This is a genomic window from Pelosinus sp. UFO1 (assembly GCF_000725345.1).
Lineage (GTDB): Bacteria > Bacillota > Negativicutes > DSM-13327 > DSM-13327 > Pelosinus.
Map to the genome: position 1 here is coordinate 2818561 of NZ_CP008852.1, position 24275 is coordinate 2842835.

A 24275-nucleotide genomic window follows, 5' to 3' on the forward strand; every position below is an offset into this window, starting at 1 on the left:
CCCCCTCCTCCTAAGTCCATATTCTATAAAAGAAGAGCATATAACCAACTAGTAATGAAACGATTGCCGTAATCAGAACTGCACCAGCAGCTACATCTTTAGCAATTTTTGCCATTGGGTGAAATTCTGGGGATATCATATCTACTATTGTTTCTACCGCTGTGTTCACCATTTCAGCGACCAATACACTTGCTACCGTTATTACTAGTATAAGCAGTTCATATTTTGTTATTTTCGACCACCAAGCTAAAAAGGCTACTAAGACCATTGCTCCAAGATGAATTTTCATATTGCGCTCATGTCGAGCGCAATAGATTATACCTCTAAAAGCATTTCTAAAGGCGCATAACACATTTCCCTTTCTCATCACTACACACGAGTAATACCTAAGAAAGATAAAACATATTCCTCTTCTTGACGCATCTCTTTTTTATCATCTTCCGTCATATGATCATATCCTAGCAAATGTAGGATGCCGTGTACTGTTAAATAGGCTAGCTCACGCTCTAGGCTATGACCATATTCTTCAGCCTGGCGAGTAGCAGTTTCTAAAGAAATTATAATATCGCCCAACAAGACCTCTTCTGGTCCATCTATCATCAGAGGCTCCTCCCCCTCATTTAGGGCAAAAGATAATACATCTGTAGAACAATCCTTATCTCTATACTGGCGATTTAAAACCCGTATATATTCATCATCAGCTAACACAAGACTAACTTCAGTATGGGGCTCGATGCCATAGGCCTCAGCAGCTTTATTTAGTACTGCAATCACTATCTGCTCCATTTGAGGTGTTACTATCATCTTTTCCTGAACATTGCTTATTGCTACTTCCATTTTTTGTTTTTCTCCTTTCCAATTCCTTCAATGTTTCTGGATATTCAATTCGGGTATGAAACATACTGGAAAGAACCCTAATAAATACGTCACCTATTACGTTTAAATCCTTTAATGTTACATTGCATTCATCTAGTTGCCCATCATGTAAACGCTCACGAATAATCTTACGAACTGTGGCCTCAATCCGATTTACATTTGGTTTACCAATGGATCGCACGGCCGCCTCGCAAGCATCAGCTAACATAATAAGAGCCGCCTCTTTACTTTGGGGACGAGGTCCCTCATAGCGAAAATCAGCCTCAATAATACATTCACTATGTTCATTTTCAGTAGCCCGTTTATAAAAATAAGAGACTAACATCGTACCATGATGCTGTTGAACAATATCAACAATTACCTGAGGTAATTTATAATCGCGACATAAATCAACACCATCTTTAATATGGGAAGTCACAATTAACGTACTTAAGGAAGGTGCTATTTTGTCATGAGGATTTTCATTTACCACTTGATTTTCCACAAAGAAGTAAGGTCTTTTTATCTTTCCAATATCATGGTAATAAGCTCCAACTCTGACGGTAACAGGATCCGCATCTATCGATCCTGCGGCTGTCTCCGCTAAATTTCCTACCAGAACGCTATGATGATACGTTCCAGGAGCATCTAAAAGCAACCTTTGTAATAGAGGATGGTTTGGTTGAGCTAAATCTAATAATTTAAGAGGCGTAGTAATATTAAAAGCATTTTCTAAATAAGGAAGTAACCCTGTCGTAATAACAGAGGCTCCAATCCCACTCAGAACACCCTGTACACCTTGCATTAAAATTTGAGAATTATTTAGTTGCTCGATAAAACCAGTAGAAGCAATCACTAAAAAATTTACACCAGCAATCCAAATTCCCGTTCTTGTTAAGCTATATCCATGAGCCATTTTCGAAACACTATAAACACCAATTAAACTACCAATTAACACTGTCGATACCGCTCTTAAATCATGTTCCACAATAATGCCAAAAAGCAAGGACAAGGCTATGCTAATGACTAGTCCGAGACGAGTATCGATCAAAATAGCAACAAGAAGCGCTCCTGCAGCAATAGGTGCTGAAAAATCAGAATAGTAATGTGCCGCTTTACCTAATAACAATGTTACTAACATAATCAAACCTAGTAACACTAAATACAAATCGTTTTCATAAATTGGATAGGCAAACTTATACATATATCCTAGAATAATAAGCATAGTCGTTAAAACAAAAATAGCCAGTCCAAAAATACGCATTTCATTTACATGCCCTTTAGACAATCCTAATTCTTCCATAGCATGAATTTGTTCTGCAGTAACAAAATCTCCACGCCTGACCATAACCTGTCCCTTTTTTACCGTTTCACGAACAGGCTCAATGCTTGCCATAGCAGACTGCTTGCGTTTATCTGTTTCACGCACGTTTAATATAAGAGTCGGTCGTAATAACGCTTGCCCAATGCCAGCAACGACAGTTTCAGTAGTCTTCCCTAATCCCAGTTCTTCCGTTTCGATAACAATATGTTTCCTTGCTATATCCAAATCGTCATCCCGAATTCCGCGCTGAAAGAATTTACGTAGAATCGCTTTCGACTGTTCTTCCGCATTTGTCATAGCTTTTTCATCAAGAGCGATTAATCCTTGAATTACACTATTAGGTAGGGGAACTGGTAAAACTTTCTGCAATTTTTCTATTTTTTGTTCTGTTGATTCTAATGTTTTGTTAGAAGTAGCCATTCGCGCTTCACTAAAGATCATACTAATACTTTCTTCAGCTTTAGTAATAACAGCAATATCCAAATCATATACGTTGGCTACGCTAGCTAACACTTCATCTTCAAATTTTTTCGTTTTAATTAGGTCTACATAGGCAACAGTTCTTGGCGCAATGACATCACGGTCACTAACTTGTCCTACTTCAAAAGATACTTTTTCTGAAATAAAATCAGATGATAAGATAATCATAAATAAGAGAAAAAATGCTAGGCCTAATACAATCCTTCGTGCAATTGGCCTTGCATATACACTTGTCGGCTGGGCAAAAATCTCTCGTAACTTATTATTTAAAGATATCACTTATTTCAACTCCATCATTTAGAAGCATGAATTCACATGCAACCAGAATGTTAACTCATTTTTTGTGGTAATAAATAACAATATCAGTTTTCCCCATTCCCCAGCGTCCTATTCTTGGCGGTATATCTACGAATCTAACGATATCAACGTCCTTACTATTTATGCCTTTCTACGTTAAGCGGCAATTCATTAATAAAAGAAGAAAGGGCTAGTAAGATACGTTTTGCTATATACTGCAAAACGTGAGCCCTTCCAACATCTTAGCAATGAATCAACAACAATGCACTCATTCACTGTATATTACTATCATACTTTGTGGTTATATTGACAAGTTCTCCAATATCTTCCACGGTTTCAACACTTACTTTAACACGTACCAGATTTTTCTCAGGCATTTGCAATACTTCAATGTTCCTTGATAGCACATGCGCTGTTTCGGGGATCAAAGATTGTAATGCTGTCAAAGCTTTAATTTTTCCTTGCTCTTTTGCTTCTTCTATACCTATCTCAACTTTCTTGGACTTCAATTCATGATATGTACTTATAATAGATTCGACAGCAAGGTCATGATTCCTCCACCAAGATAGCTTTTTATTGAAAACCTCAACTTCAACTAATTTTTCTGGTTTATCTTCCACTGTTTTTAATAAGAATTCCTGTTGTCCTATTCGTAAGGCTACACCAATCTCTTGTTGTCCTGTTCGCTCATAGATAGTTGTAACCAACTCCGACTCTCCATAACTCTCGTACCACACACGAGCTTTTATAATTCCATTTGCCCTAACCAATTGAGGAGGTACTTTGGCAGTTTCCGGCACATCCACTGGACCTTCGTAACTAATTCCTTTTATTAATAAATCCCCTTTTTTAACGGTCTCCCCCTTTTTAACAATACTTTGACCCGTTAATGGAATAATTTCCGTAATGACACCGTCTTTTTGTGCAATAATATTGGCTGGCGCCTTGTCTTGGGTTTTCTGCATTGTTTTTTCCACTACTTCTACTACTGCATGAATACCTGTAAAACTAATTCCTACCCAAGCAACTTCCGGTATTGTCACTGCTATTTGATTTTCAATCTGCTTTATTGGGATGGTATCTTTAAGCGCGCCTGGCTTTAATCCACTTTCGTATACAATTTCCCTAATTCGCTGAATAGGGATAGATTTAGCACCTGTAATGTCAATAAACCAAATATATGAAACTAGAGTATTTAAAACAAGCAAAGATACTGCAGCACCAATAACCATCATTTTTCTTCTCTTAACCTTTCTAGTCAAAAAAGGTAAACCTGAATAACCAACCACTTTTATATGATTTCTGCTTTGACGTACTAACGGTCTAATTGAAAAAAAATGTTCTAAGCTCATACAAACGAAAAGACCCTTACTATTTTTAGTCAATCCCCATAATGGAATATTTTGTATCACACATAAATTAATAAATTTCTCTGGCATAGTCCCGCTAACTTTAACCTTAACAGTACCACTTATAAAATGGAACATATTACGTATCATACTTGACTTCCCCCACCGTGCCCTCAACTAAAATTTGCTCAACTTGTAAATTACTTAGTACTAAACCTTTACCATGAATAATAAGCTCACCTTGTTCTAAATTTATACGTACTAACGAGGGAGTGTATTCAATAATCCCTTTATGATTTTCTACAAGTAGCTGTTTATTACCCAACATTGTAATACGGGGTAAATCCAGCACAATATCTTGGGGAATCTCTAAAATGCCAGCTAATCGTTGTAAATGCCTATTTTTATTATATTGCACAGTACCCCCTCCTCCATATAAAATATATGCCAAACATTGACCTTTAGTACGAAAATTCCCAAAGAGCAGATAAGAAAAGACTTGGCTTGTACCAAGTCCTCGGACGCAGGCAGAAGCCTTAGTCGTTCTTACTTGGAATCAAGAAAGTGTTATACTTTCTGATTCCGCAAAAAAGACGTGGAGAAAATTCCACGTCTTTTAGACAACTGAAATAGGTGATGTATAATCAATCTCTCTCTGTTGTAAGAAATCTTCAAATTTGTGAACCTTTACAGGAGCTGCAAAACGCATGTAATTTGTTGCAACTATCATTTCACCACAATCTAAGTTCTTTATTTCATTGCGTTGTTGCAAAATATCTTTCCGACACATAGCTTCTAACTTGCTTCGATCCGCCTTAGATGCTAAGCCAAGGATAAATAAGGTATTTAGTTGAGACAACACCTTATCAGCCAACAACCGAGGTTGCTGATCCACTATACACATTCCTAAATTAAACTTTCGTGCTTCGCTAACCAAACGCGAAAATACATTGTTACTACTATTCTCTTTCTTACCTAGGAATCTATGAGCTTCTTCTAAAACAATTAGTACTGGTTTTATCAAACTACGTTCCAAGTCTGTCTTGCTTGCGTAATTTGTTAATAACTTTTTAGATAGCAAGGTAGATAAGGCTTGTTCGCCTACGGCTGAGACATTTTTTAACTCAACAAGAACAACCTTCCCTTGCTCTAATTGGGAGATGATGTCAGCTACTACAGTAGCTTCTTGCTCATTTACATGAAGCTCCTGCTCTAAATTCCAGCAAATACTTTTAATTTTTCCAATGGTTCTAGGATGAAATTTTTGTCCCGTACAACCAGCTACCTCATCAATAATATCCTTCGCGTCGTACTTAAGCACATAACGCATCCAATCATCTTGCCAAACCGATGAAAGTTTATAGATCGCATCAAGTTGTGGTTCGGTAAAAGTCGCACACGCAGTAATATCTTCTGGACCAACTTCTGAAAAATTAACTGTAATTGTTTTACCATACTCTTTTACATCTGTATGGTAAACGCATAAACGGTCCTTCGAAGCCGGATGGGAAGATAAATCTTTGTAATACTCATTATGCACATCAAAAATCAAAAGACCATAATTACCACTATCAATTACCGAACTGGCTAATACTTTAACAACATTACTTTTACCTGATCCAGTGGTACCAAATATTCCAATATGCTCTGTAATGGCTTTTGATCCATAAATACCTACGGGCATATTTAATACCCCTCGGCCACTCTTTAAGTATCCTATTTCCAAGTCGCCTTTTATTTCAGATAAGAGACTTGTATCTTCTGAATTCAATGTGCGTATCTGACAAAAGAAGTCTGGGCATGTTTTTGGATTTAATAATTGTCCTTTATCATTCACATAGCATAGCTGCTCAGCTAGGCCTATTTTGACTGTATGATTGCCTCCCATATAGAAATCTAGTTCTTCTTGATTTTCAACTTGTCCATTTTCATCCAATTTGCTCATTAAATAACCAACGCCATTTAAGCCTGACCAACGAGACTTGACTTTAAAGTCATAGGCCCGAATATAGAATTTATCCTTATTTGTACCTTCTACTACTAAAATATCACCAAAATCAACATCTTGATTTGGCGCAACAACGAATTCTATTGATGTCCCCTTTGCGTAGGTTAATCTTCCTTTATACTCTGTTTCCATAGATTACGCCTCCCTTTATTTTATTAAGTTGGCAATTCCAGTACTTTTTTAATAATCCCTCATTCCATGTATAGATAATTTATTTATTATTACTTATGTTGTGCTAAAAAACAAAAAAAATAACAGGGTTATTTACCCTGTTATTTTCGTTCTATTTCAAATCACTAATTTTTTATCTTTATTGTTCAGACTTATTTAAATTTTCCTTTAAATGGCCGATACGCCCGTGGAGGTTGTAATATTTCGGCAAAAATCACACCATTTTGGATCACACTCTCACTTAACTTTCCTTCCCAAGGGGATAATTCTTTCTCTATATTTACAAGCTCATTTTTATCAGTTACATTAGAGGATATTTGAGAACTATGTGCATGAGTTGTATCTATCAGCAAACTTTCTTCATAATCATTCTCCATAGGAGGTAAAACTTGTTCCACAGATACCTTGCTTACTTTTTTTGACTTTATGTAATGCCGCCATAGGGGAGGAATTAAGTACATAGCCGCAATTAATGCTAAAGGTAATATATTATCCATAGTATCACCTATTTCCTAGGTTCTTCAATTTTATTTGAAGAAGGAGGTATTGCAGGTCCAGACTTACTAATTGTTTCACGCATTTGAGTATCTGCCATAATATTGTTCATATTATAATAATCCATAACCCCAATACGGCCTTCTGTTAATGCTACAGAAAGTGCGTGAGGAATTTGAGCTTGCGCTTCTACCACCTTGGCCTGCATTTCCTGAGTATATGCTTTCATTTCTTGTTCATTGGCAACAGCCATAGCCCTACGTTCTTCCGCTTTCGCTTGTGCAATTCGCTTTTCCGCCTCTGCTTGGTCGGTCAATAATTCAGCGCCAATATTACGTCCTACGTCCACATCAGCAATATCAATGGATAATATTTCAAAAGCGGTACCTGCATCAAGCCCTTTTGCTAATACAGTGCGTGAAATATGATCTGGGTTAGCTAATACGTCTTTATGATCTTGTGATGAGCCAACAGTCGTAATGATCCCCTCACCTACTCTAGCTAAAACAGTGGCCTCCCCAGCACCGCCAACTAAGCGATCAATATTGGCTCGCACTGTCACTCGTGCCTTAACCTTTAGCTCAATACCATTTTTTGCTACAGCCGCAACTACTGGTGTCTCAATGACTTTAGGATTAACACTCATTTGCACGGCTTCCAAAACATTTCTTCCTGCCAAATCAATAGCGGCAGCTCGTGCAAAAGGTAAGGGAATTTCAGCCCGATGGGCAGCAATTAAAGCATCAACTACACGGTCTACATTACCACCAGCTAAATAATGAGCTTCTAATTGATTAACATTCACGTCGAGTCCCGCTTTGTTCGCCTTAATTAGCGGCAAAACGATATTTGCTGGAGGTACACGCCTAAGCCGCATACCAACCAAAGTGATAATACCAACTCTCACCCCTGCAGCAATGGCTGAAATCCATAATCCAAGGGGGACAAAATGTAAAAATATACTAATACCAATAACAACCAATAGCACTAGAAATAAGGGACCAATCATACTAATCATGTTTAACATATTAATTTCCTCCTTTATTTAGACACGTCTCACAAGAATTCTGCTACCGTTACTACTCACCACCTTTACCCGAACTCCTGGTTCAATATACTGGCCTTCCGAAATAACATCTAGGTGAACACCTTCGATATCAACCATACCAGCAGGCCTTAGTAACGTTATAACTACACCTTCTTTCCCGATATAGCTAGTATAATCCGCACTGCTGCTAAAACCATGCTCCTTTGTCTCTACATCCGCAAGCGTCAATTTGGTCCATAATTTACTTGTTGGCAAATATTTAAGTACTACAAGAAATATAATGATCGCTACAATTAAACTCATTGATAATGTGGCTAGAGCCGCTCCATTCCCTCCTAGAGTAAGAAAAAGACTAACTAAAATACAGCTCGCACCGCTAATACCCCAAAAACCAAAACCAGGCACAAATAATTCTATTAAAATAAGTAAGATTCCACTGATGAACAAAATAAGTTCAAGCCATCCAGCAAGGCCCGTCAACCACTGGCTGCCAAAGAATAGTAGTGCGGCTACTAGACCAGTAAAGGCTGCTACCCCCAATCCTGCTGTTTTAATTTCCGTAAATACAGCCAAAAATATTACAGATAGCAAGAGTGACTTTACTGTAGGATCCGATAACCAACCTGCAAATCTTTCGGACCAGCCAATCTGATATTCCCTTCTTTCATTCTCTGCTAACCCATAATATGACAAAATCTCCTCCCTATCGGCGGCTATAAAATCAGCATAACCAACTTCTTTCGCCTGGTAATCTGTCAGAGCTAAAATCTGTCCTGGCTCCGCATAACCAGGAAAACCAACAGTTTTATCAACCATAGCTTCTGCTACCTTAACATTACGACCACTTTTATTGGCAGTAGCAGCAAACTCGGCTTTTAGAGCAGCAACCGTTTTTTCGGTTGTCGGTATTGGCTCTGCGGCACCAATACTCCCCCCGGGCGCGATCGCAATATGTTTATGAGAAATAGCAATCAGTGCCCCCGCTGACCAGGCCCTATTTTTTATATAACAAATAGTCTCAATCGGTGTCTGGCTTATCATATCACGAATCTTAACAGCAGAATCAACTAAACCACCAAAAGTATCAATTTCAATCATGATCGCCTTGGCGTCGAGACTTTCAGCTTCAGCCATTGCACGGTGTACTAGAGCAACTTGACTACTATCAATCTCCCCTTTTATCTGTATAACAACGACTGGCTGCGCCCCAGCCACTAGTGGATAACAGCCATAAAATAAAATTCCCAAAAACATACTTAACATAATTTTTATTAGCATACGTTTCACTCAAACCACCTCCAAATTTATTACTTATTTTTTCGACAAACCTCTTGACTTGTCGAAGCTTGTATGTTAATGTCTAATTGTAAGTATTAAGTGACATAAATTATACTTTAATTATACTCTACATTTGTATTATATGTTGTAACATTCATACTATATATTTAAACTATCTTACTAAGATTTATTATAATTTTTCTAGTTAAACTTTGCAAAACATATAGCTTCTCTTTAGTAATAATTATAACAAATAGCAAACAGCAATCATTCTACTATCTGCATTAGCTTCTTTTCAAACATAGATATTTTCACACTCGATAAAATTACTAAATTATGCTTCACTTAACTACATCAAAATAAGACAAGCTTTAAGCTTGTCTTATTTTTTTTAATTTTATAGATCTTATAAAATTAAAATCCGGTACTTATTTAAAATAAGTACCGGATTAACTCATTGATTTAGCAACTCACGTACAATGGTATTGACTAACTTTCCATCAGCACGTCCCTTAACTTTCGGCATAAGTACAGCCATCACTTTACCCATATCTTTAGGGCTAACGGCTTTGGCTTCCACTACAGCCTGCTCCACTAAAGTGCGAACTTCAGCTTCACTTAGTTGTTCCGGCAAGTAATTCATCAAGATAGCAACCTCTTGTTCAAGGTTTTCAACCAAATCTGGGCGATTACCTTTTTTGAACTCTTCAATTGAATCTCGACGCATTTTTACTTCCTTGGCTACAACATCTAAAACCCCATCATCAGAAAGCTCTTGTTTACTGTCAATCTCGACATTCTTTATGTTAGCACGTACCATACGTATAACAGAAAGGTGCAACTTACCTGCCTCTTTGCTCTTCATGGCCTGCTTCATATCTTCTGTCAATCTTTCTTTCAAAGACATATAAAAACCTCCGAAACTTGGAAAATCCTAACTAAAACTTACGTTTACGCGCTGCTTCGGATTTTTTCTTGCGCTTTACGCTAGGTTTTTCATAATGTTCGCGCTTCCTTATTTCAGCAAGAGTGCCGGCTTTTTGACAAGTACGTTTAAATCTGCGGAGTGCACTATCAATTGTTTCATTTTTTCCAACTTTAACTTCTGACATCTGATATCCCTCCCTCCACTGGACCGATATGGGAAGTGTATTTCTTCTACATACACCTAGAAATTATACACGATAAAGGTAAGCATTGTCAATATCAACCTGGTGGCCAAGTCATTGCTCTACCACCTAACAAGTGCCAGTGCAAATGATGAACCGTTTGTCCACCATTCTCCTTCGTATTTACGACCAAACGGAATCCATCTTCATCTATTCCTAATTTAGACGCAATCTTTGGTATGGTTGATAAGATATGACCCATTAGTGAAACATCTTCAGACGCCAGTTCTAGAAGATTAGCAATATGCTTTTTGGGAATTACTAACACATGGACAGGAGCAACGGGATTAATATCAGGAAAAACAATCATATGTTCATCCTCGTATATTGCCGTTACAGGTATCTCATTGGCCGCAATTTTGCAAAAAATACATTCCTGTGGCATACTACAACACCTCCCTTCTTCTGTTCACTCTGAAGTAGCACGTCTGAAACACTAATAGGATAGTATACTTTGTTTATATGTATCTAATCCTATAAAATGATTCTGCCTTTTTTGCAGATATCCTGCTATAAAATAAATAAATTTCAAAAAAGTTACTGTACTATTTCACCCCACAGGCCATCCTGATACGTTTTTAGCAATAAAACTTTGTAGATTTTGCCTTGCATATTTTTATTTCCATTAACATATACCCTAATATAATTACCAGTTAATCCGTCAATTATTGCAGAATCTTTTTGATTTTCTATCTCGAATAAAACATCCAATTGTTTATTTAAGAATTGCTCCTGAAATTCTACAGCTTTTCGGTCTGCTAATTCCTGCATTTTGTTTACTCGATATTTTTTTTCGTCTTCACTTATCTGTTCACTAAATTCAGCTGCTGGCGTACCACTGCGACGAGAATAAGGGAAAATATGCATTCGTGAGAAATTCATTTTCTCTACAAACTGTAAAGCATTCTCAAACATTTCTCTTGTTTCTCCTGGAAAACCAACAATAATGTCTGTTGATATCCCAATACTCGGAATTGACATCTTAATATTATTAATAAGTTGTCGATATTCAGCCAGGGTATAATGCCGGTTCATAGCCTTAAGAATTGTATCATCGCCAGCTTGCAAAGGCAAATGTAAGTGATCACATAATCTATCGTCTTGCTGCATAATGGTAATCAGCTCATCGGATATTTCAATAGACTCTAAAGATCCTAGGCGAAGCCGAGTAAGGCCATCCCTACTAAGCACTGCCTTTACTGCATCCACTAATGTAATATTACCCTCCATACCACGGCCATAGGCGCCTAGATGAATACCAGTTAAGACAATTTCCTTAAAACCTGCCCCAATTAATTTTTCACTCTCGGTAATAATACTCTCTAATGGACGGGACCTTAACGGTCCACGAGCATAGGGAATAATACAATACGTACAAAAATTAGTACAACCTTCTTGAATTTTCAAAAAAGCCCTTGTACGACCTGGTGTATCAAATAATGGGATATCTTCAAAATGCTCTGCATTCATAATATTTTTCACTACATTAACTGGAGAAATGGAACTAGCAGCTTTCTCCACCAAATCTACAATGCGATGCCGATCTTGGGTACCGACAATTACTTTCACACCTTCGATGGCTTCAATCTCTTCTGGAGATACTTGAGCATAACAACCAGCCACAGCCACTACAGCCTTGTCATTAAGGCGTATCGCTCTGCGGATAATTTGTCTAGATTTTTTCTCACCCAAATGGGTAACGGAACAAGTATTAATCACATAAACGTCAGCAACTTGATCAAAAGGAAGAATTTCATAACCTCGTTGTTTAAAAAGCCCTTCCATTACCTCTGTTTCAAATTGATTTACTTTACATCCTAAGGTAGTAAATGCAACTCGTGGCACAATTAACCCCCCAAATCACCATACTCATACATAATCATTGCCACTCCCGCTAATGATGCTGTCTCAGTGCGCAAAATACGTGGTCCTAACGTAACAATCGAAGCACCTTGTTCTTGACACTGAGCAACCTCTTTAGCACTAAAACCACCTTCGGGTCCAACCAACAAAAGGTAGGAAGCAGCGGGTTTCTCCATCAATGCTTGCTTTAAGCCTTGCAATGTTCTTCCTTCATATAACATAATGATAGCAACATCGGAAGGAAGGCTGGCAAAAAGATCCGCTAAACCCTGAATAGGCTCCACAGTCGGCACGATGGTACGACCACATTGCTTTGCTGCTTCTACGGAAAGCTTTTGCCACCTTTCTCGGCGAGAAAGTTTCTTAGCAGGATCATACTGGACAACAGAGTGTTCCATCTGTATTGGATATACCGCTTTTACTCCAAGCTCTACGGCCTTTTGCACAATGTAATCCATCTTATCACTCTTTGGCAATCCCTGAGCTAAGTAAACATTTACAGGTGCTTCCTTTTGTTCTACGATTCCTTCTTGGAGCAGTAGTTTTACTTGTTCAGAAGCAAGTTCTTGTATTACGGCAGTACCAGACAATCCATCAGGAGCTACCACTATGATCTTGTCACCAACTTGTAGGCGAAGCACTCGACAAATATGATGAGCATCCTGACCATGTATGAACATTTCTGCAGCTAATGGCGTAGCAAGAAAAAAGCGACGCACCTTAACAGCCTCCCTTACGGGCTATGACCGCCACCCAGCCACCTTCTTCAATCACTTTATCAACGAGTAAATTATGCTCTAACATGACAGCAGCAACATCACTTAATCGCTCACTAATAATACCGCTGGCAATAAAAATACCATTTTCTTTTAAACGTGCTGGAATATCAGCAATTAATTTGATAACTACATCTGCAATAATATTGGCAATTACAATATCAGCTTTACCGGTGACGCCTGTCAACAAGTCTCCTTGGGCTACTTTTACAACATGTTCGACTTGATTAATTGCAACATTTTCTGCAGCTACTCTAACGGCAACACTGTCTAAATCCACGGCTTGCACACTAGCAGCACCTAACTTAGCCGCGGCTATGGATAAAATACCTGAACCTGTCCCCACATCAAAAACAAGACACCCAGGTTTAACAACTTCTTCTAAGGCACGACAGCACATTGCAGTCGTCTGATGAGTACCTGTACCAAAAGCCATACCTGGGTCCAATTCGATCACTAGATCATCAGAGGCGGCTTTATACTCTTCCCAAGATGGTTTTATTACAATATATTGACCCACTTTTATAGGATGAAAGAACTCTTTCCATGAGGATGCCCAGTCTTCTTCCTGTACTTCACGGCACTGCATGTCCCCTATTCCTTTATCCATACCACGAGAGGAAATCTGCTGAAATTCCTCTTCAAAATTACGCAACTTTTCATCTAATTGGTCATCAACAGGCAAATACGCTTTAACGGTTACAACTTCTGTATTACTTTCTTGCTCAATATCAGAATAATCCCATACACCTGATGTTAGGTATGAATTCACAAGTTCAGGATCTTCAATGACCACACCACTTGAACCTAATTCATGAAAAATATTGGCCACCGTTTCGGCAGCCTCGTGTGTAGTCTGAATACTTATTTCAGCCCATTTCATACCAATCGCCCCTTTTCCTCTTCTATCAAGGAAATATCCTACCCGAAAAAACGTTTAATTTCCGGACATGGCAATATCTCCATAGCCTATTATAAACTACCAATATACAAAAATTATGTATATTGGTAGTTTATTTATTTCTTATACCCCAAATACATCCTTCACTTTTTTGAAAAAATTCTTTTGCTCAGGATTAATATTCTCACCACTAGCTTTCCCAAATTCTTGTAAAAGTTCTCGTTGTTTTTCATTTAATTTTTGTGGTGTGACTACTTTGACCCTGACATGCTGATCACCACGACCATTTCCTCTTAAATGAGGAATCCCTTTTTCTCGTAAGCGGAAAATAGTGCCTGATTGAGTTCCTTCGGTAATTTTCAGTTTCACTTTGCCATCCAGTGTTGGAACTTCAATTTCATCCCCTAATGTAGCCTGAACGAAGCTGATCGGAACTTCGCAGATCACTTCACTACCTTCCCGTGTAAACAGTTTGTGAGATTTTACAAAAATATAAACATACAAGTCACCAGGAGGCCCTCCACGTAGTCCAGCTTCCCCTTCATGACTAACTCTAAGTCTTGAACCATTATCTACACCAGCTGGAATTTTGACTTTAATTTTGCGTTTTACACGAGTTTTACCTTGTCCATGACACTCTTTACATGGCGTTTGAACAATTTTACCTTCTCCATGACAACGGTCACACACCCTAGTATTTATCATACGGCCAAAAGGTGTGTTTTGGGCCACTTGAATTTGACCGGTGCCTTTACACTGACCACAAGTTTCAGCATGAGTTCCAGGTGCAGCACCTGACCCGCTACAATTTTTACAATCTTCTGTTCTTGGAATCTGTATTTCTGTTTCTACCCCAAAAGCAGCTTGTTCAAAAGTAATTTCCATGTCATACCTAAGGTCAGATCCTTTTTCAGGCCCTGGTTGACGTCCACCAAAACCAGACTGTCCACCAAAAAACATGTCAAAAATATCGTTAAATCCACCGCCGCCGCCAAAGCCACCAAAGCCGCCACCACCACCACCGGCACCGCCTTCAAAAGCAGCGTGACCAAATTGATCATATTGCGCCCGACGCTCACTATTTGATAAAACTTCATATGCTTCATTTACTTCTTTAAATTGTTCTTCCGCTTCTTTAGTATTATCACGATTTACGTCAGGATGGTACTTACGGGCCATCTTACGAAAACCCTTTTTTATTTCATCATCAGACGCACCTTTACTTACGCCTAATACTTCATAGTAGTCGCGTTTACTCACATTACACCATCCTAAAAACTTTTTAGTTATAACTATAAAAAACAATTGAACCACAAAAACACGATGTCACAATCGTGTCAGTGTGTTTTATAGTTATTACCGCTATCAATTATATAGTATTTGGCAGGGAAAGCAACCTATCCCTGCCAAATATCAGTGATTTTTCTTATGCCAGCTAGTACCTATTTCTTGTCTTCATCAACAACTTTGTACTCAGCGTCCACTACTTTTTCATCCTTGCCGGTCTCAGGTGCTTGTTGCCCTGCAGCTTCTTGTTCCTTATTATAAACGGCAGAGGTCATTTCATATAATGGTTTTGTTAATTCTTCTGTATCTGCTTTAATTTTTTCTGTATCCGTACCTTTAAGGCTTTCTTTCAATGTATCCGCTGCCTTTTGTACTTTTGCTAGCAATTCTTTATCTTCTACTTTATCGCCCATATCTTTAATGGTTTTTTCAGCCTGATAAACTAAAGAATCAGCATTATTGCGAACTTCTACTTCTTCCTTACGAGTTTTATCTTCTGCTGCGTGCGCCTCTGCTTCTTTTACCATGCGTTCAATATCATCTTTGCTCATACCACCTGAAGAGGTAATGGTAATTTTTTGTTCTTTGCCAGTCCCCAAATCCTTGGCAGATACATGTACAATACCATTGGCATCAATATCAAAAGAAACTTCGATGCGTGGTACACCACGTTGTGCTGGTGGAATTTCTTTTAGTTCAAAACGACCTAACGTTTTATTATAGGACGCCATTTCTCTTTCCCCTTGTAGAACATGAATATCTACAGATGGTTGGTTATCAGCGGCAGTAGAGAATACTTGGCTCTTTGATGTAGGAATCGTAGTGTTACGCTCAATTATTTTAGTGAATACGCCACCTAGCGTTTCAATCCCTAAGGACAATGGAGTAACGTCAAGTAATAATACATCTTTTACTTCACCTACTAATACACCTGCTTGAATTGCAGCACCTACAGCTACACACTCATCAGGATTTACACCACGATGAGGCTCTTTACCTAAGAAGCTTTTAATTGCTTCTTGTACTGCAGGAATACGAGTAGAACCACCCACCAAAATTACTTTTTCAATATCTTTAGGAGACAATCCAGCATCACTCATAGCTTGACGAGTTGGCCCCATAGTTGATTCTACTAGATCAGCAGTTAACTCATCAAATTTAGCTCTTGTTAAGTTTACTTCTAAATGTTTAGGGCCAGTTTGGTCTGCTGTAATAAATGGTAAATTAATATTCGTTGTTAACACACCAGAAAGTTCAATTTTGGCTTTTTCAGCAGCTTCACGCAGACGTTGTTCTGCCATACGGTCTTTTGATAAATCAATACCATTTTCCTTTTTGAACTCAGCAACTAACCATTTCATAACGCGTTCATCAAAGTCATCCCCACCTAAACGGTTATTACCATTTGTAGCTTTTACTTCGAATACACCTTCACCAAGTTCTAAGATAGATACGTCAAACGTACCACCACCCAAGTCAAAAACAAGTATAGTATGGTCGTTTCCTTTATCAATACCGTAGGCTAACGCTGCGGCTGTTGGTTCATTAATAATACGTAACACTTCTAAACCAGCAATCGTTCCAGCATCTTTTGTTGCTTGACGTTGACTGTCATTATAGTAGGCAGGTACGGTAATAACAGCTTGTGTTATCGTTTGACCTAAATAAGCTTCTGCATCAGCCTTTAATTTTTGTAAAATCATCGCGGAAATTTCTTGTGGGGTATATGATTTATCATCAATTTTTACTTTATGGTCAGTCCCCATATGTCTTTTAATCGAGCTGATTGTGCGTTCTGGATTAGATACAGCTTGACGTTTTGCTAATTGACCAACTAAACGTTCATCTGTCTTTGAAAAACCCACTACAGAAGGGGTAATTCTATTTCCTTCAGCATTTGCAATAACAACAGGTTCTCCACCTTCCATTACTGCTACACATGAATTTGTTGTACCAAGATCTATACCAATTACTTTTGCCATTGTGTATTCCTCCTTGAAATATGTAAAATTTATTTTTTAAATGAAGTTTCTATTAAGTAACTTCTAATTACTTACTACTTTTACCATACTAGGTCTTATTACTTTACCTCGTACAGCGTAGCCCTTTTGCAATTCTTCGACAATAGTACCATCTGGTTGTTCAGCATCCTCTACTCTCATAACAGCTTCATGCTGCTGAGGATCAAAACCCTTACCAACTGCCTCTACTGTTGTCAAGCCACTTTTTTCTAAGACTTGTGCCAATTGACGATAAATCATCTCTACTCCAGAAAGCATCTTATCCGCATCCTGAGTAGCAACACTGCCTAAGGCACGTTCAAAGTTATCAAGCACTGGCAACAACTCTAAGATAACATTCTGCGCCACAATATTTGATAACTCTTCCTTTTCTTGACGAGTCCGTCGCCGAAAATTATCAAAATCAGCCTGTAATCGCTTATAACGATCATTGGCTTCTTCTAAAAGGCGATCTTTACCAAGAAGTTCTGCCTCTAATGAAGTGCCATCGGCTTCTTCTATCACTTCTACCGTCGGTTCCGATGTTGTAGCGTTATCTTCAATTTCCTGTTCTAACTTTTCTTTTGTTTCACTCAAATATATCACCCCATATATAAAATTCCATTGTTTATTTTAATTTTTGCCACCAAGATTAGCTGTTTTGCTGCTGTTCTCTTCTTTTTTCTTAATAATCGTATCTATACGCAAAATAGCTACTGCCACTTCACCAGCTGCTTTAACTGCATGTAGTTTCACAGTTGCTGGATCCACGACTCCAATGTCCAGCATATTAATGATTTCCCCAGTATCACAATCTATACCCAAGGAGTCTTTTTTCTGCTTTGCATGGGCGGCAATAACCTCTTCTACTTTTTCTAGCGGGTTGTAACCAGCATTTTCTACGATTTGTGCTAAGGGCCTACGTAAAGCTTGGGTGACACAATCAACGCCATATGCCGCCATACCTTTTACTGCCTCCCGTGAGGCATTGATCTCACGGCTAATGGCAACCTCAATGGAGCCACCACCAGGAACATAACCACCTTTAATGGCAGCTTGCACACTAGAAGCTGCATCTTTGGCAATACGTTGTCTCTCTCCTACAACTTCTTCTGTTGCAGCACCTACCAAAATTGTCGCCATTGGCTTACCAGCGCCACCTAAAATACGAATATGTTTTAACTTTTCATCCTCATATACCCTTGCTGCTACGCCTAAATAACCAGCGATATCGGTACACTCTTTTTTAAGACCTGTGCGTTTTATCATTCGGGCCCCTACATGTTCAGCGGCACGTCGTAATTCCTCCGCAGCCACTCGCTGAATCACCAAAACGCCAGAATCTGTAAGTATTTCCTCAGCAATATCATGAACACCTCTGTCTACCAAAACGACCTTAACGCCAAGCTCCACAATTTTATGTATATTATTTTTAAATTCATTTTGCAGCTCAAGATAACGTTTAAAACCAGATTCGGTACGCAGGGCTTCATCCCCTATTTCTTCAGGTTCTAAAGCATCATCAATAACTAACACTTTTGCCTGACTTACTTCTAGGGGCATCTCTGTAGTCATTCGTTTCTTATCAATAATAACACCCATGAATACTTCGTTCTCAGCACCTTCTTGAGATAGGATAATGTCTGCTAATTTAAAATTATTTTCGCATAATTTTTCAATTCCTATAAGGCCTGCAGCTCGAATCACTAGTTCAGCAATATCTTTATATTCACGCCCAGCAATCATGGCAATATTAAGTAACACAGGATCATGTAAGTCATGAATTTGATGGGCCCGTTGTTTTATTCCTTCTAATGCTAGAGCAATACCGTACTTAATACCTTCAATAACTCGGGCAATAGGTACACCTCTTACTACTTGGTTTACCCCTTCTCCCACCAAGCCACCAGCCATAATCGTAGCCGTCGTTGTACCATCTCCTACTTCAGCTTGCTGGGCTCTAGCTATATTAATCAGCATCTTAGCGGCAGGATGATCTACATCCATTTTTTCTAGAATGGTAACACCATCATTTGTAATAATCACTTCACCAAAAGAACCAAGCAGCATAGTATCGAGCCCCTTAGGGCCAATTGTTCCCTCAACAGCTGCCGTTACAACACGAATCGCATTGGCATTTGTCATAAGTGCTGCCAGCCGTTCATCCGCTTCAGAACCATTGCCAGCTTTATTTAGCTTCATTCCTGGTTCCTCCCAATTACAGTTATATTATATGTATGATAGAGTTAGCAATACCTTATTATGGTGAAAAGTTATTCTAACTCTATCGTTTTACACTTTATATTTTTTCAGTACTTCACCTAAATGGTTATGCATAAACTCCAACACTGACATCACTTTACCATAATCCATTCTTGTTGGACCTAATACAGCTACAGTCCCAACTACCTGCCCATCAATACGATAGGTAGCCTGCACCATGCTGCAGTCTTGAATGCCACTATATTTATTTTCATCACCAATCGTAACAATAACACCATCATTTTTTTGATTCTGCAAGATATTCGATAAGAGTTGTTCTTCTTCTAACATATCCAGAAATGATTTTACTTTGTCGATGTTCTTAAATTCGGGCTGGCTTAACAATTGCGTCGTACCACCAAGATACAACCTTTCGTTTTTTTCCACCACTAAAGCCCTTTTTAAGATCCCCATGGCAGTTTCAAATAAATCCACGTCTACTAACATATCATTTTGGATATCTCTCAAAATAGACGCTTCAATGTTGTCAAAAGACAAACCAGATAAACGTCGATTGATATGTTCTGCAATACGTTGTAAATCATTAAAAGAAAGACCTTTGGGTATATCGATTACCTTATTCTCGACAAAGCCTGTGTCAGTTACAACTACTAAAATAGCACGACAATCATCAAATGGCAGGAACTTTAGGTATTTAAAGGCACACTGTGATACCTGAGGCACCAACACTAACGAAATGTTACTAGTAATTTTCGATAAGATTTTCGCAGTTTCCTGAAAAACTTCCTCAACGTGACGAGTTTTTTCCTGATACCAGTTTTTTATTAATGTGATTTCTTTATCTGACATCTGAGTTGGCTCTAATAAAGAATCTACATAAAAACGATAACCTTTAGCAGAAGGAATTCGTCCTGATGAAGTATGGAGTTGTTCAATATAACCTAATAGTTCAAGATCAGCCATTTCATTACGAATGGTTGCTGGGCTAACACCCAAATCATGCTTTCTAGCAATCGTGCGTGAACCAATAGGCTCTGCGGTGGAAATATAGTCATCAACAATCGCTTGGAGAATACTACGTTTTCTCTTATCTAACATACAAGTTCCACCTCCTATTGTTAGCACTCTACACTGTAGAGTGCTAACGCCTATTAAAAAAATACCACTCCTACGCTCGATTGTCAAGATATAATAATCAGTTTTACGCAGGTAAAAATGCACGAAATACTACGTTGCCATACTTCATACCTATTGTTGTTAAATATATTTGATTTTCTTCTACTACAATCAACTTTTGTCTTGTTAGTTTTTCAAGGACATCTTGGTATTGTTCCATAAAATTATACGGAAAATATTTGTTAAACTCATTCATCGATAAACCTTGTACTGTACGCAAAGCTAAAAATACATATTCAGCCATAGCCACTTCTATAGCTGGTGTCTCTCGGTCTTTAATTGGCGATTTCCCCATTGAAAGACATGTTATATATTGAGATACATCACTTATATTAGAAATCCGCTCTTTGTGCAAAAAAGAATGAGCAGCTGCACCTACCCCCACATAAGGCTGATATTGCCAATATTTTAAATTATGACGGCACTCAAAGCCAACTTTCGCAAAGTTCGATATTTCATACCTCATAAATCCATTTCTAGGCAAAAACTCCGTTGTATATTGATACATTTCCTCATCAATTTCTTCATCTGGCAGCATAAGTTTTCCTTGCTTTTGCATTGCCTGAAAAGGTGTCCCCTCTTCTACCTTCAATCCATAAGCCGATATATGGGTAACATTAAGCTTAATTGCTTGCCGCACACTAGCCTCTAAGTCCAAAAGAGATTGTCCTGGTAATCCATACATTAAGTCAATATTAATATTTTCAAACCCTGTACTTTGTGCTACTTGTATCGCTTGCATTGCCTCTTGCCCACAATGTATTCTACCAATTGACTGCAGTAGTTTATCAGAAAAGGTTTGTACACCAAAACTAATTCGATTCACACCACTTGCCTTTAAAGCCCGTAGTTTGTTTTGATCGACTGTACCAGGATTCGCTTCTATACTAATTTCAGCGTTTTTATCAATAACAAAGGAATTGTGTACACATTCTAATATCTCCCGCAAGGAATCCGTTGCTAATACGGTAGGAGTTCCACCACCAATATATATTGTATCAATAACATCCCCAGATAAAACACCGCCCTTGCCAGAAATTTCCTGACATAAGGCGGCAACATAGGGCAGATATAAATGGGTCAAATTGGCCTCGGATGGAAAATCACAGTATAAACACTTTTGCTGACAAAAAGGAATGTGAATATATAGACCCATTTTCATTATCCTAATCACCTTTTTAATCAATCTTTAATATGGCCATAAAGGCTTCTTGCGGCACTTCCACACTACCTACCTGTTTCATGCGCTTTTTACCTTCTTTTTGTTTTTCCAATAATTTTCGTTTACGGCTAATATCGCCACCATAACATTTTGCCAATACATCCTTACGCATTGCTCTTACAGTTTCCCGCGCAATTACCTTATTGCCAATAGCTGCTTGAATTGGAATTTCAAACATTTGTCTGGGAATAATTCCTCTTAATTTTTCTACCAATATACGTCCTCGATAGGTTGCCTTATCTCGGTGTACAATGATGGACAATGCATCAACAGGTTCACTATTGAGCAAGATATCAAGTTTGACAAGTAGGGATTGCCGATAACCAATTAATTCATAGTCTAAAGAGGCATACCCGCGAGTAGCTGATTTTAAACGATCAAAATAATCATAAATAATCTCACTCAAAGGTAAATGATAGGTGAGCATGACCCTAGTCGTATCTAGATATTTCATATCCTTGAATTCGCCACGTTTTTCTTGGGACAACTCCATAACTACACCTACATAGTCATTCGGGACAATCACCATAGCTTTAACATAAGGTTCTTCAATATGTTCAATTTCTTGAGGAGTTGGTAATTTGGAAGGGTTTTCAATTTCGAAAATTTCCCCATCTGTCTTGAACACTTTGTAGATAACACTAGGTGCTGTCGTAATCAGGGTAATACTATATTCCCTCTCCAAGCGTTCCTGTATGACTTCCATATGTAAAAGTCCTAAGAATCCGCAACGGAAACCAAACCCTAAAGCGCTAGAAGTCTCAGGTTCAAATACCAGTGATGCGTCATTCAGCTTTAATTTTTCCAAAGCATCGCGAAGCAGATCATATTCAGAACTATCTACTGGATACAAACCACAATAGACCATAGGAGTAACCTTACGGTAACCTGGTAAAGCCTCAGCAACAGGACGCTCAGCATCAGTGATTGTGTCACCAACTCGAACATCCTTTACATTTTTAATACTACCTGCCACAAAACCAACATGACCTGGAGCCAGTTCACTGACATTGGTCATAGCTGGTCTAAAAACGCCTACCTCAGTCACTTCGACTATCTTATTGGTAGCCATCATTTTCATTTTCATACCAGGTCTAATTGTGCCGTTTATAACCCTTACATAGGCGATGACCCCTTTATAAGCATCAAAATGGGAATCAAAAATGAGTGCACATAATGGCTCTTCCACCGTGCCAGTAGGTGGTGGAATCTTCTTCACAATTGCCTCTAGTACTTCTTCAATACCAATACCCGATTTCGCACTTGTTAACACAGCTTCAGAAGTATCGAGACCAATTACATCTTCGACTTCCTGTTTCACTCTCTCTGGATCAGCGCTTGGTAAATCAATTTTATTAATAACTGTAATGATTTCTAAATCATTATCTAATGCTAAATACACATTGGCCAAGGTTTGTGCCTCAATACCCTGGGCAGCATCTACAATCAATAGCGCTCCTTCACAAGCTGCCAAACTGCGTGACACCTCATAAGTGAAGTCAACGTGTCCTGGTGTGTCGATGAGATTTAACATGTAAGTCTCACCATCTTTTGCCGTATATTCTAACCTTACAGACTGTGCTTTAATGGTAATACCACGTTCACGTTCAAGATCCATATTATCCAAAACCTGGGCTTCCATTTGCCGGGAAGAAAGAGTGCCTGTATACTCAATCAACCGATCGGCTAGAGTAGATTTTCCATGATCTATATGAGCAATTATCGAGAAATTGCGGATATTATTCGTCTTCATATAGGCCTCCTCTCGAAATCAATAGCATAATTACTGCTCTTGATTATATCACTTGGGACCTAACACCTGCAAGTATTACCTGAATTGTTACTATAAACATTTATAGATAGGAAGCCGCTTTGAATAATGGCGGCTTCCTTCTAATAGAACACAATTACCATATATACGAGATTAGAACTTGAGGTGGGCTAACTCTTTCTTAATCATTTGCCATCCCGCCACAATATACGTTTCTACTTCTCTGCTTTCGAGACTCAGCCATGCGATACCTTCTCGGCAATCAAAGTATATATATTTAGGAATTGTTAGCGTATAAAATGGTGTCTTTATTCGTAAATTGTTCTCTTGATTCATAATTTCTGCTACTTTATACATTGCACTTACCTTATAGCTGGCCCCTAATACCTCTAAATTGTAAATTCCCTCACTATTACGATTCATATTAAAAACATATGTATGATTCTCTCTCTCTGTTAAGCTATTTAACTGTTGTTCTGTAGCGACTATACCTAACATAATCGCTACAACTAAAATTAATAAGCCACGTCCAATAACCATGGTATCGCTATAAGCTAAGCGGCAAAACATATCCTCACCTCT

At 38.4% G+C, this 24275-nt stretch carries 23 protein-coding genes; all 23 read right to left on the reverse strand.

Annotated elements, in window-relative coordinates; all coding sequences use genetic code 11:
• Positions 1–10: 10 nt before the first annotated feature.
• The gene (locus tag UFO1_RS13425) at positions 11–367 is read right to left on the reverse strand and encodes a diacylglycerol kinase family protein (protein WP_038671545.1); all 357 of its coding nucleotides are present in this window, start codon (positions 365–367) and stop codon (positions 11–13) included.
• A 2-nt stretch (positions 368–369) separates the two neighbouring features.
• The gene (ybeY, locus tag UFO1_RS13430; RefSeq protein WP_071842078.1) at positions 370–804 is read right to left on the reverse strand and encodes an rRNA maturation RNase YbeY; all 435 of its coding nucleotides are present in this window, start codon (positions 802–804) and stop codon (positions 370–372) included.
• Positions 755–2938 carry an HD family phosphohydrolase gene (locus UFO1_RS13435; RefSeq protein ID WP_038671550.1) on the reverse strand — a complete coding sequence of 728 codons (2184 nt, stop codon included), beginning with the start codon at positions 2936–2938 and terminating at the stop codon, positions 755–757. The genes ybeY and UFO1_RS13435 overlap by 50 nt, the downstream gene beginning before the upstream one ends.
• A 290-nt stretch (positions 2939–3228) precedes the next feature.
• Complete coding sequence (gene yqfD / locus UFO1_RS13440; protein ID WP_038671551.1) at positions 3229–4455, reverse strand: sporulation protein YqfD; 1227 nt, start codon at positions 4453–4455, stop codon at positions 3229–3231.
• Positions 4445–4723 carry a sporulation protein YqfC gene (gene yqfC, locus UFO1_RS13445; RefSeq protein WP_038671554.1) on the reverse strand — a complete coding sequence of 93 codons (279 nt, stop codon included), beginning with the start codon at positions 4721–4723 and terminating at the stop codon, positions 4445–4447. Before yqfC ends, yqfD begins: the two co-directional genes overlap by 11 nt.
• A 198-nt stretch (positions 4724–4921) precedes the next feature.
• Positions 4922–6445 carry an ATP-binding protein gene (locus UFO1_RS13450; RefSeq protein ID WP_038671556.1) on the reverse strand — a complete coding sequence of 508 codons (1524 nt, stop codon included), beginning with the start codon at positions 6443–6445 and terminating at the stop codon, positions 4922–4924.
• Positions 6446–6636: 191 nt separating this feature from the next.
• Positions 6637–6981, reverse strand: a complete 345-nt coding sequence (locus UFO1_RS13455) for a hypothetical protein (protein WP_038671557.1) — start codon at positions 6979–6981, stop codon at positions 6637–6639.
• 8 nt (positions 6982–6989) lie between these two features.
• Positions 6990–7997, reverse strand: coding sequence for a flotillin-like protein FloA (floA, locus tag UFO1_RS13460; RefSeq protein ID WP_038675190.1), 1008 nt, complete (start codon positions 7995–7997; stop codon positions 6990–6992).
• 27 nt (positions 7998–8024) lie between these two features.
• Positions 8025–9305: a nodulation protein NfeD gene (locus tag UFO1_RS13465; RefSeq protein ID WP_051789113.1), complete on the reverse strand. Its 1281-nt coding sequence runs from the start codon at positions 9303–9305 to the stop codon at positions 8025–8027.
• 454 nt (positions 9306–9759) lie between these two features.
• Positions 9760–10212: a GatB/YqeY domain-containing protein gene (locus tag UFO1_RS13470; protein WP_038671561.1), complete on the reverse strand. Its 453-nt coding sequence runs from the start codon at positions 10210–10212 to the stop codon at positions 9760–9762.
• Positions 10213–10243: 31 nt separating this feature from the next.
• Positions 10244–10417, reverse strand: coding sequence for a 30S ribosomal protein S21 (gene rpsU, locus UFO1_RS13475; protein ID WP_007936555.1), 174 nt, complete (start codon positions 10415–10417; stop codon positions 10244–10246).
• A gap of 94 nt (positions 10418–10511) precedes the next feature.
• Entirely contained in the window at positions 10512–10859 is a 348-nt protein-coding gene (locus UFO1_RS13480; RefSeq protein WP_038671564.1) for a histidine triad nucleotide-binding protein, read from the reverse strand.
• Between the two features lie 152 nt (positions 10860–11011).
• Entirely contained in the window at positions 11012–12319 is a 1308-nt protein-coding gene (gene mtaB, locus UFO1_RS13485) for a tRNA (N(6)-L-threonylcarbamoyladenosine(37)-C(2))-methylthiotransferase MtaB (RefSeq protein WP_038671567.1), read from the reverse strand.
• Positions 12320–12321: 2 nt separating this feature from the next.
• Positions 12322–13056 carry a 16S rRNA (uracil(1498)-N(3))-methyltransferase gene (locus tag UFO1_RS13490; RefSeq protein WP_038671568.1) on the reverse strand — a complete coding sequence of 245 codons (735 nt, stop codon included), beginning with the start codon at positions 13054–13056 and terminating at the stop codon, positions 12322–12324.
• 1 nt (position 13057) lies between these two features.
• The gene (gene prmA / locus UFO1_RS13495; RefSeq protein WP_038671570.1) at positions 13058–13996 is read right to left on the reverse strand and encodes a 50S ribosomal protein L11 methyltransferase; all 939 of its coding nucleotides are present in this window, start codon (positions 13994–13996) and stop codon (positions 13058–13060) included.
• A gap of 141 nt (positions 13997–14137) precedes the next feature.
• Positions 14138–15274, reverse strand: a complete 1137-nt coding sequence (dnaJ, locus tag UFO1_RS13500; RefSeq protein ID WP_038671572.1) for a molecular chaperone DnaJ — start codon at positions 15272–15274, stop codon at positions 14138–14140.
• A gap of 182 nt (positions 15275–15456) precedes the next feature.
• Positions 15457–17283: a molecular chaperone DnaK gene (dnaK, locus tag UFO1_RS13505; RefSeq protein WP_038671574.1), complete on the reverse strand. Its 1827-nt coding sequence runs from the start codon at positions 17281–17283 to the stop codon at positions 15457–15459.
• 63 nt (positions 17284–17346) lie between these two features.
• Positions 17347–17907 (reverse strand): nucleotide exchange factor GrpE, encoded by a 561-nt coding sequence (grpE, locus tag UFO1_RS13510; protein WP_038671576.1) that lies wholly within the window; start codon positions 17905–17907, stop codon positions 17347–17349.
• Positions 17908–17934: 27 nt separating this feature from the next.
• Positions 17935–19503 (reverse strand): TCP-1/cpn60 chaperonin family protein, encoded by a 1569-nt coding sequence (locus tag UFO1_RS13515; protein WP_038671577.1) that lies wholly within the window; start codon positions 19501–19503, stop codon positions 17935–17937.
• 90 nt (positions 19504–19593) lie between these two features.
• A complete protein-coding gene (gene hrcA, locus UFO1_RS13520; protein WP_038671580.1) occupies positions 19594–20622 on the reverse strand; it encodes a heat-inducible transcriptional repressor HrcA in 1029 nt (342 codons plus the stop codon).
• 103 nt (positions 20623–20725) lie between these two features.
• Complete coding sequence (gene hemW / locus UFO1_RS13525; protein ID WP_038671582.1) at positions 20726–21862, reverse strand: radical SAM family heme chaperone HemW; 1137 nt, start codon at positions 21860–21862, stop codon at positions 20726–20728.
• Between the two features lie 16 nt (positions 21863–21878).
• The gene (lepA, locus tag UFO1_RS13530) at positions 21879–23675 is read right to left on the reverse strand and encodes a translation elongation factor 4 (RefSeq protein ID WP_038671584.1); all 1797 of its coding nucleotides are present in this window, start codon (positions 23673–23675) and stop codon (positions 21879–21881) included.
• A 171-nt stretch (positions 23676–23846) separates the two neighbouring features.
• On the reverse strand, positions 23847–24263 hold the full coding sequence (locus UFO1_RS13535) for a hypothetical protein (protein WP_038671586.1): 417 nt from the start codon (positions 24261–24263) through the stop codon (positions 23847–23849).
• Positions 24264–24275 lie beyond the last annotated feature (12 nt).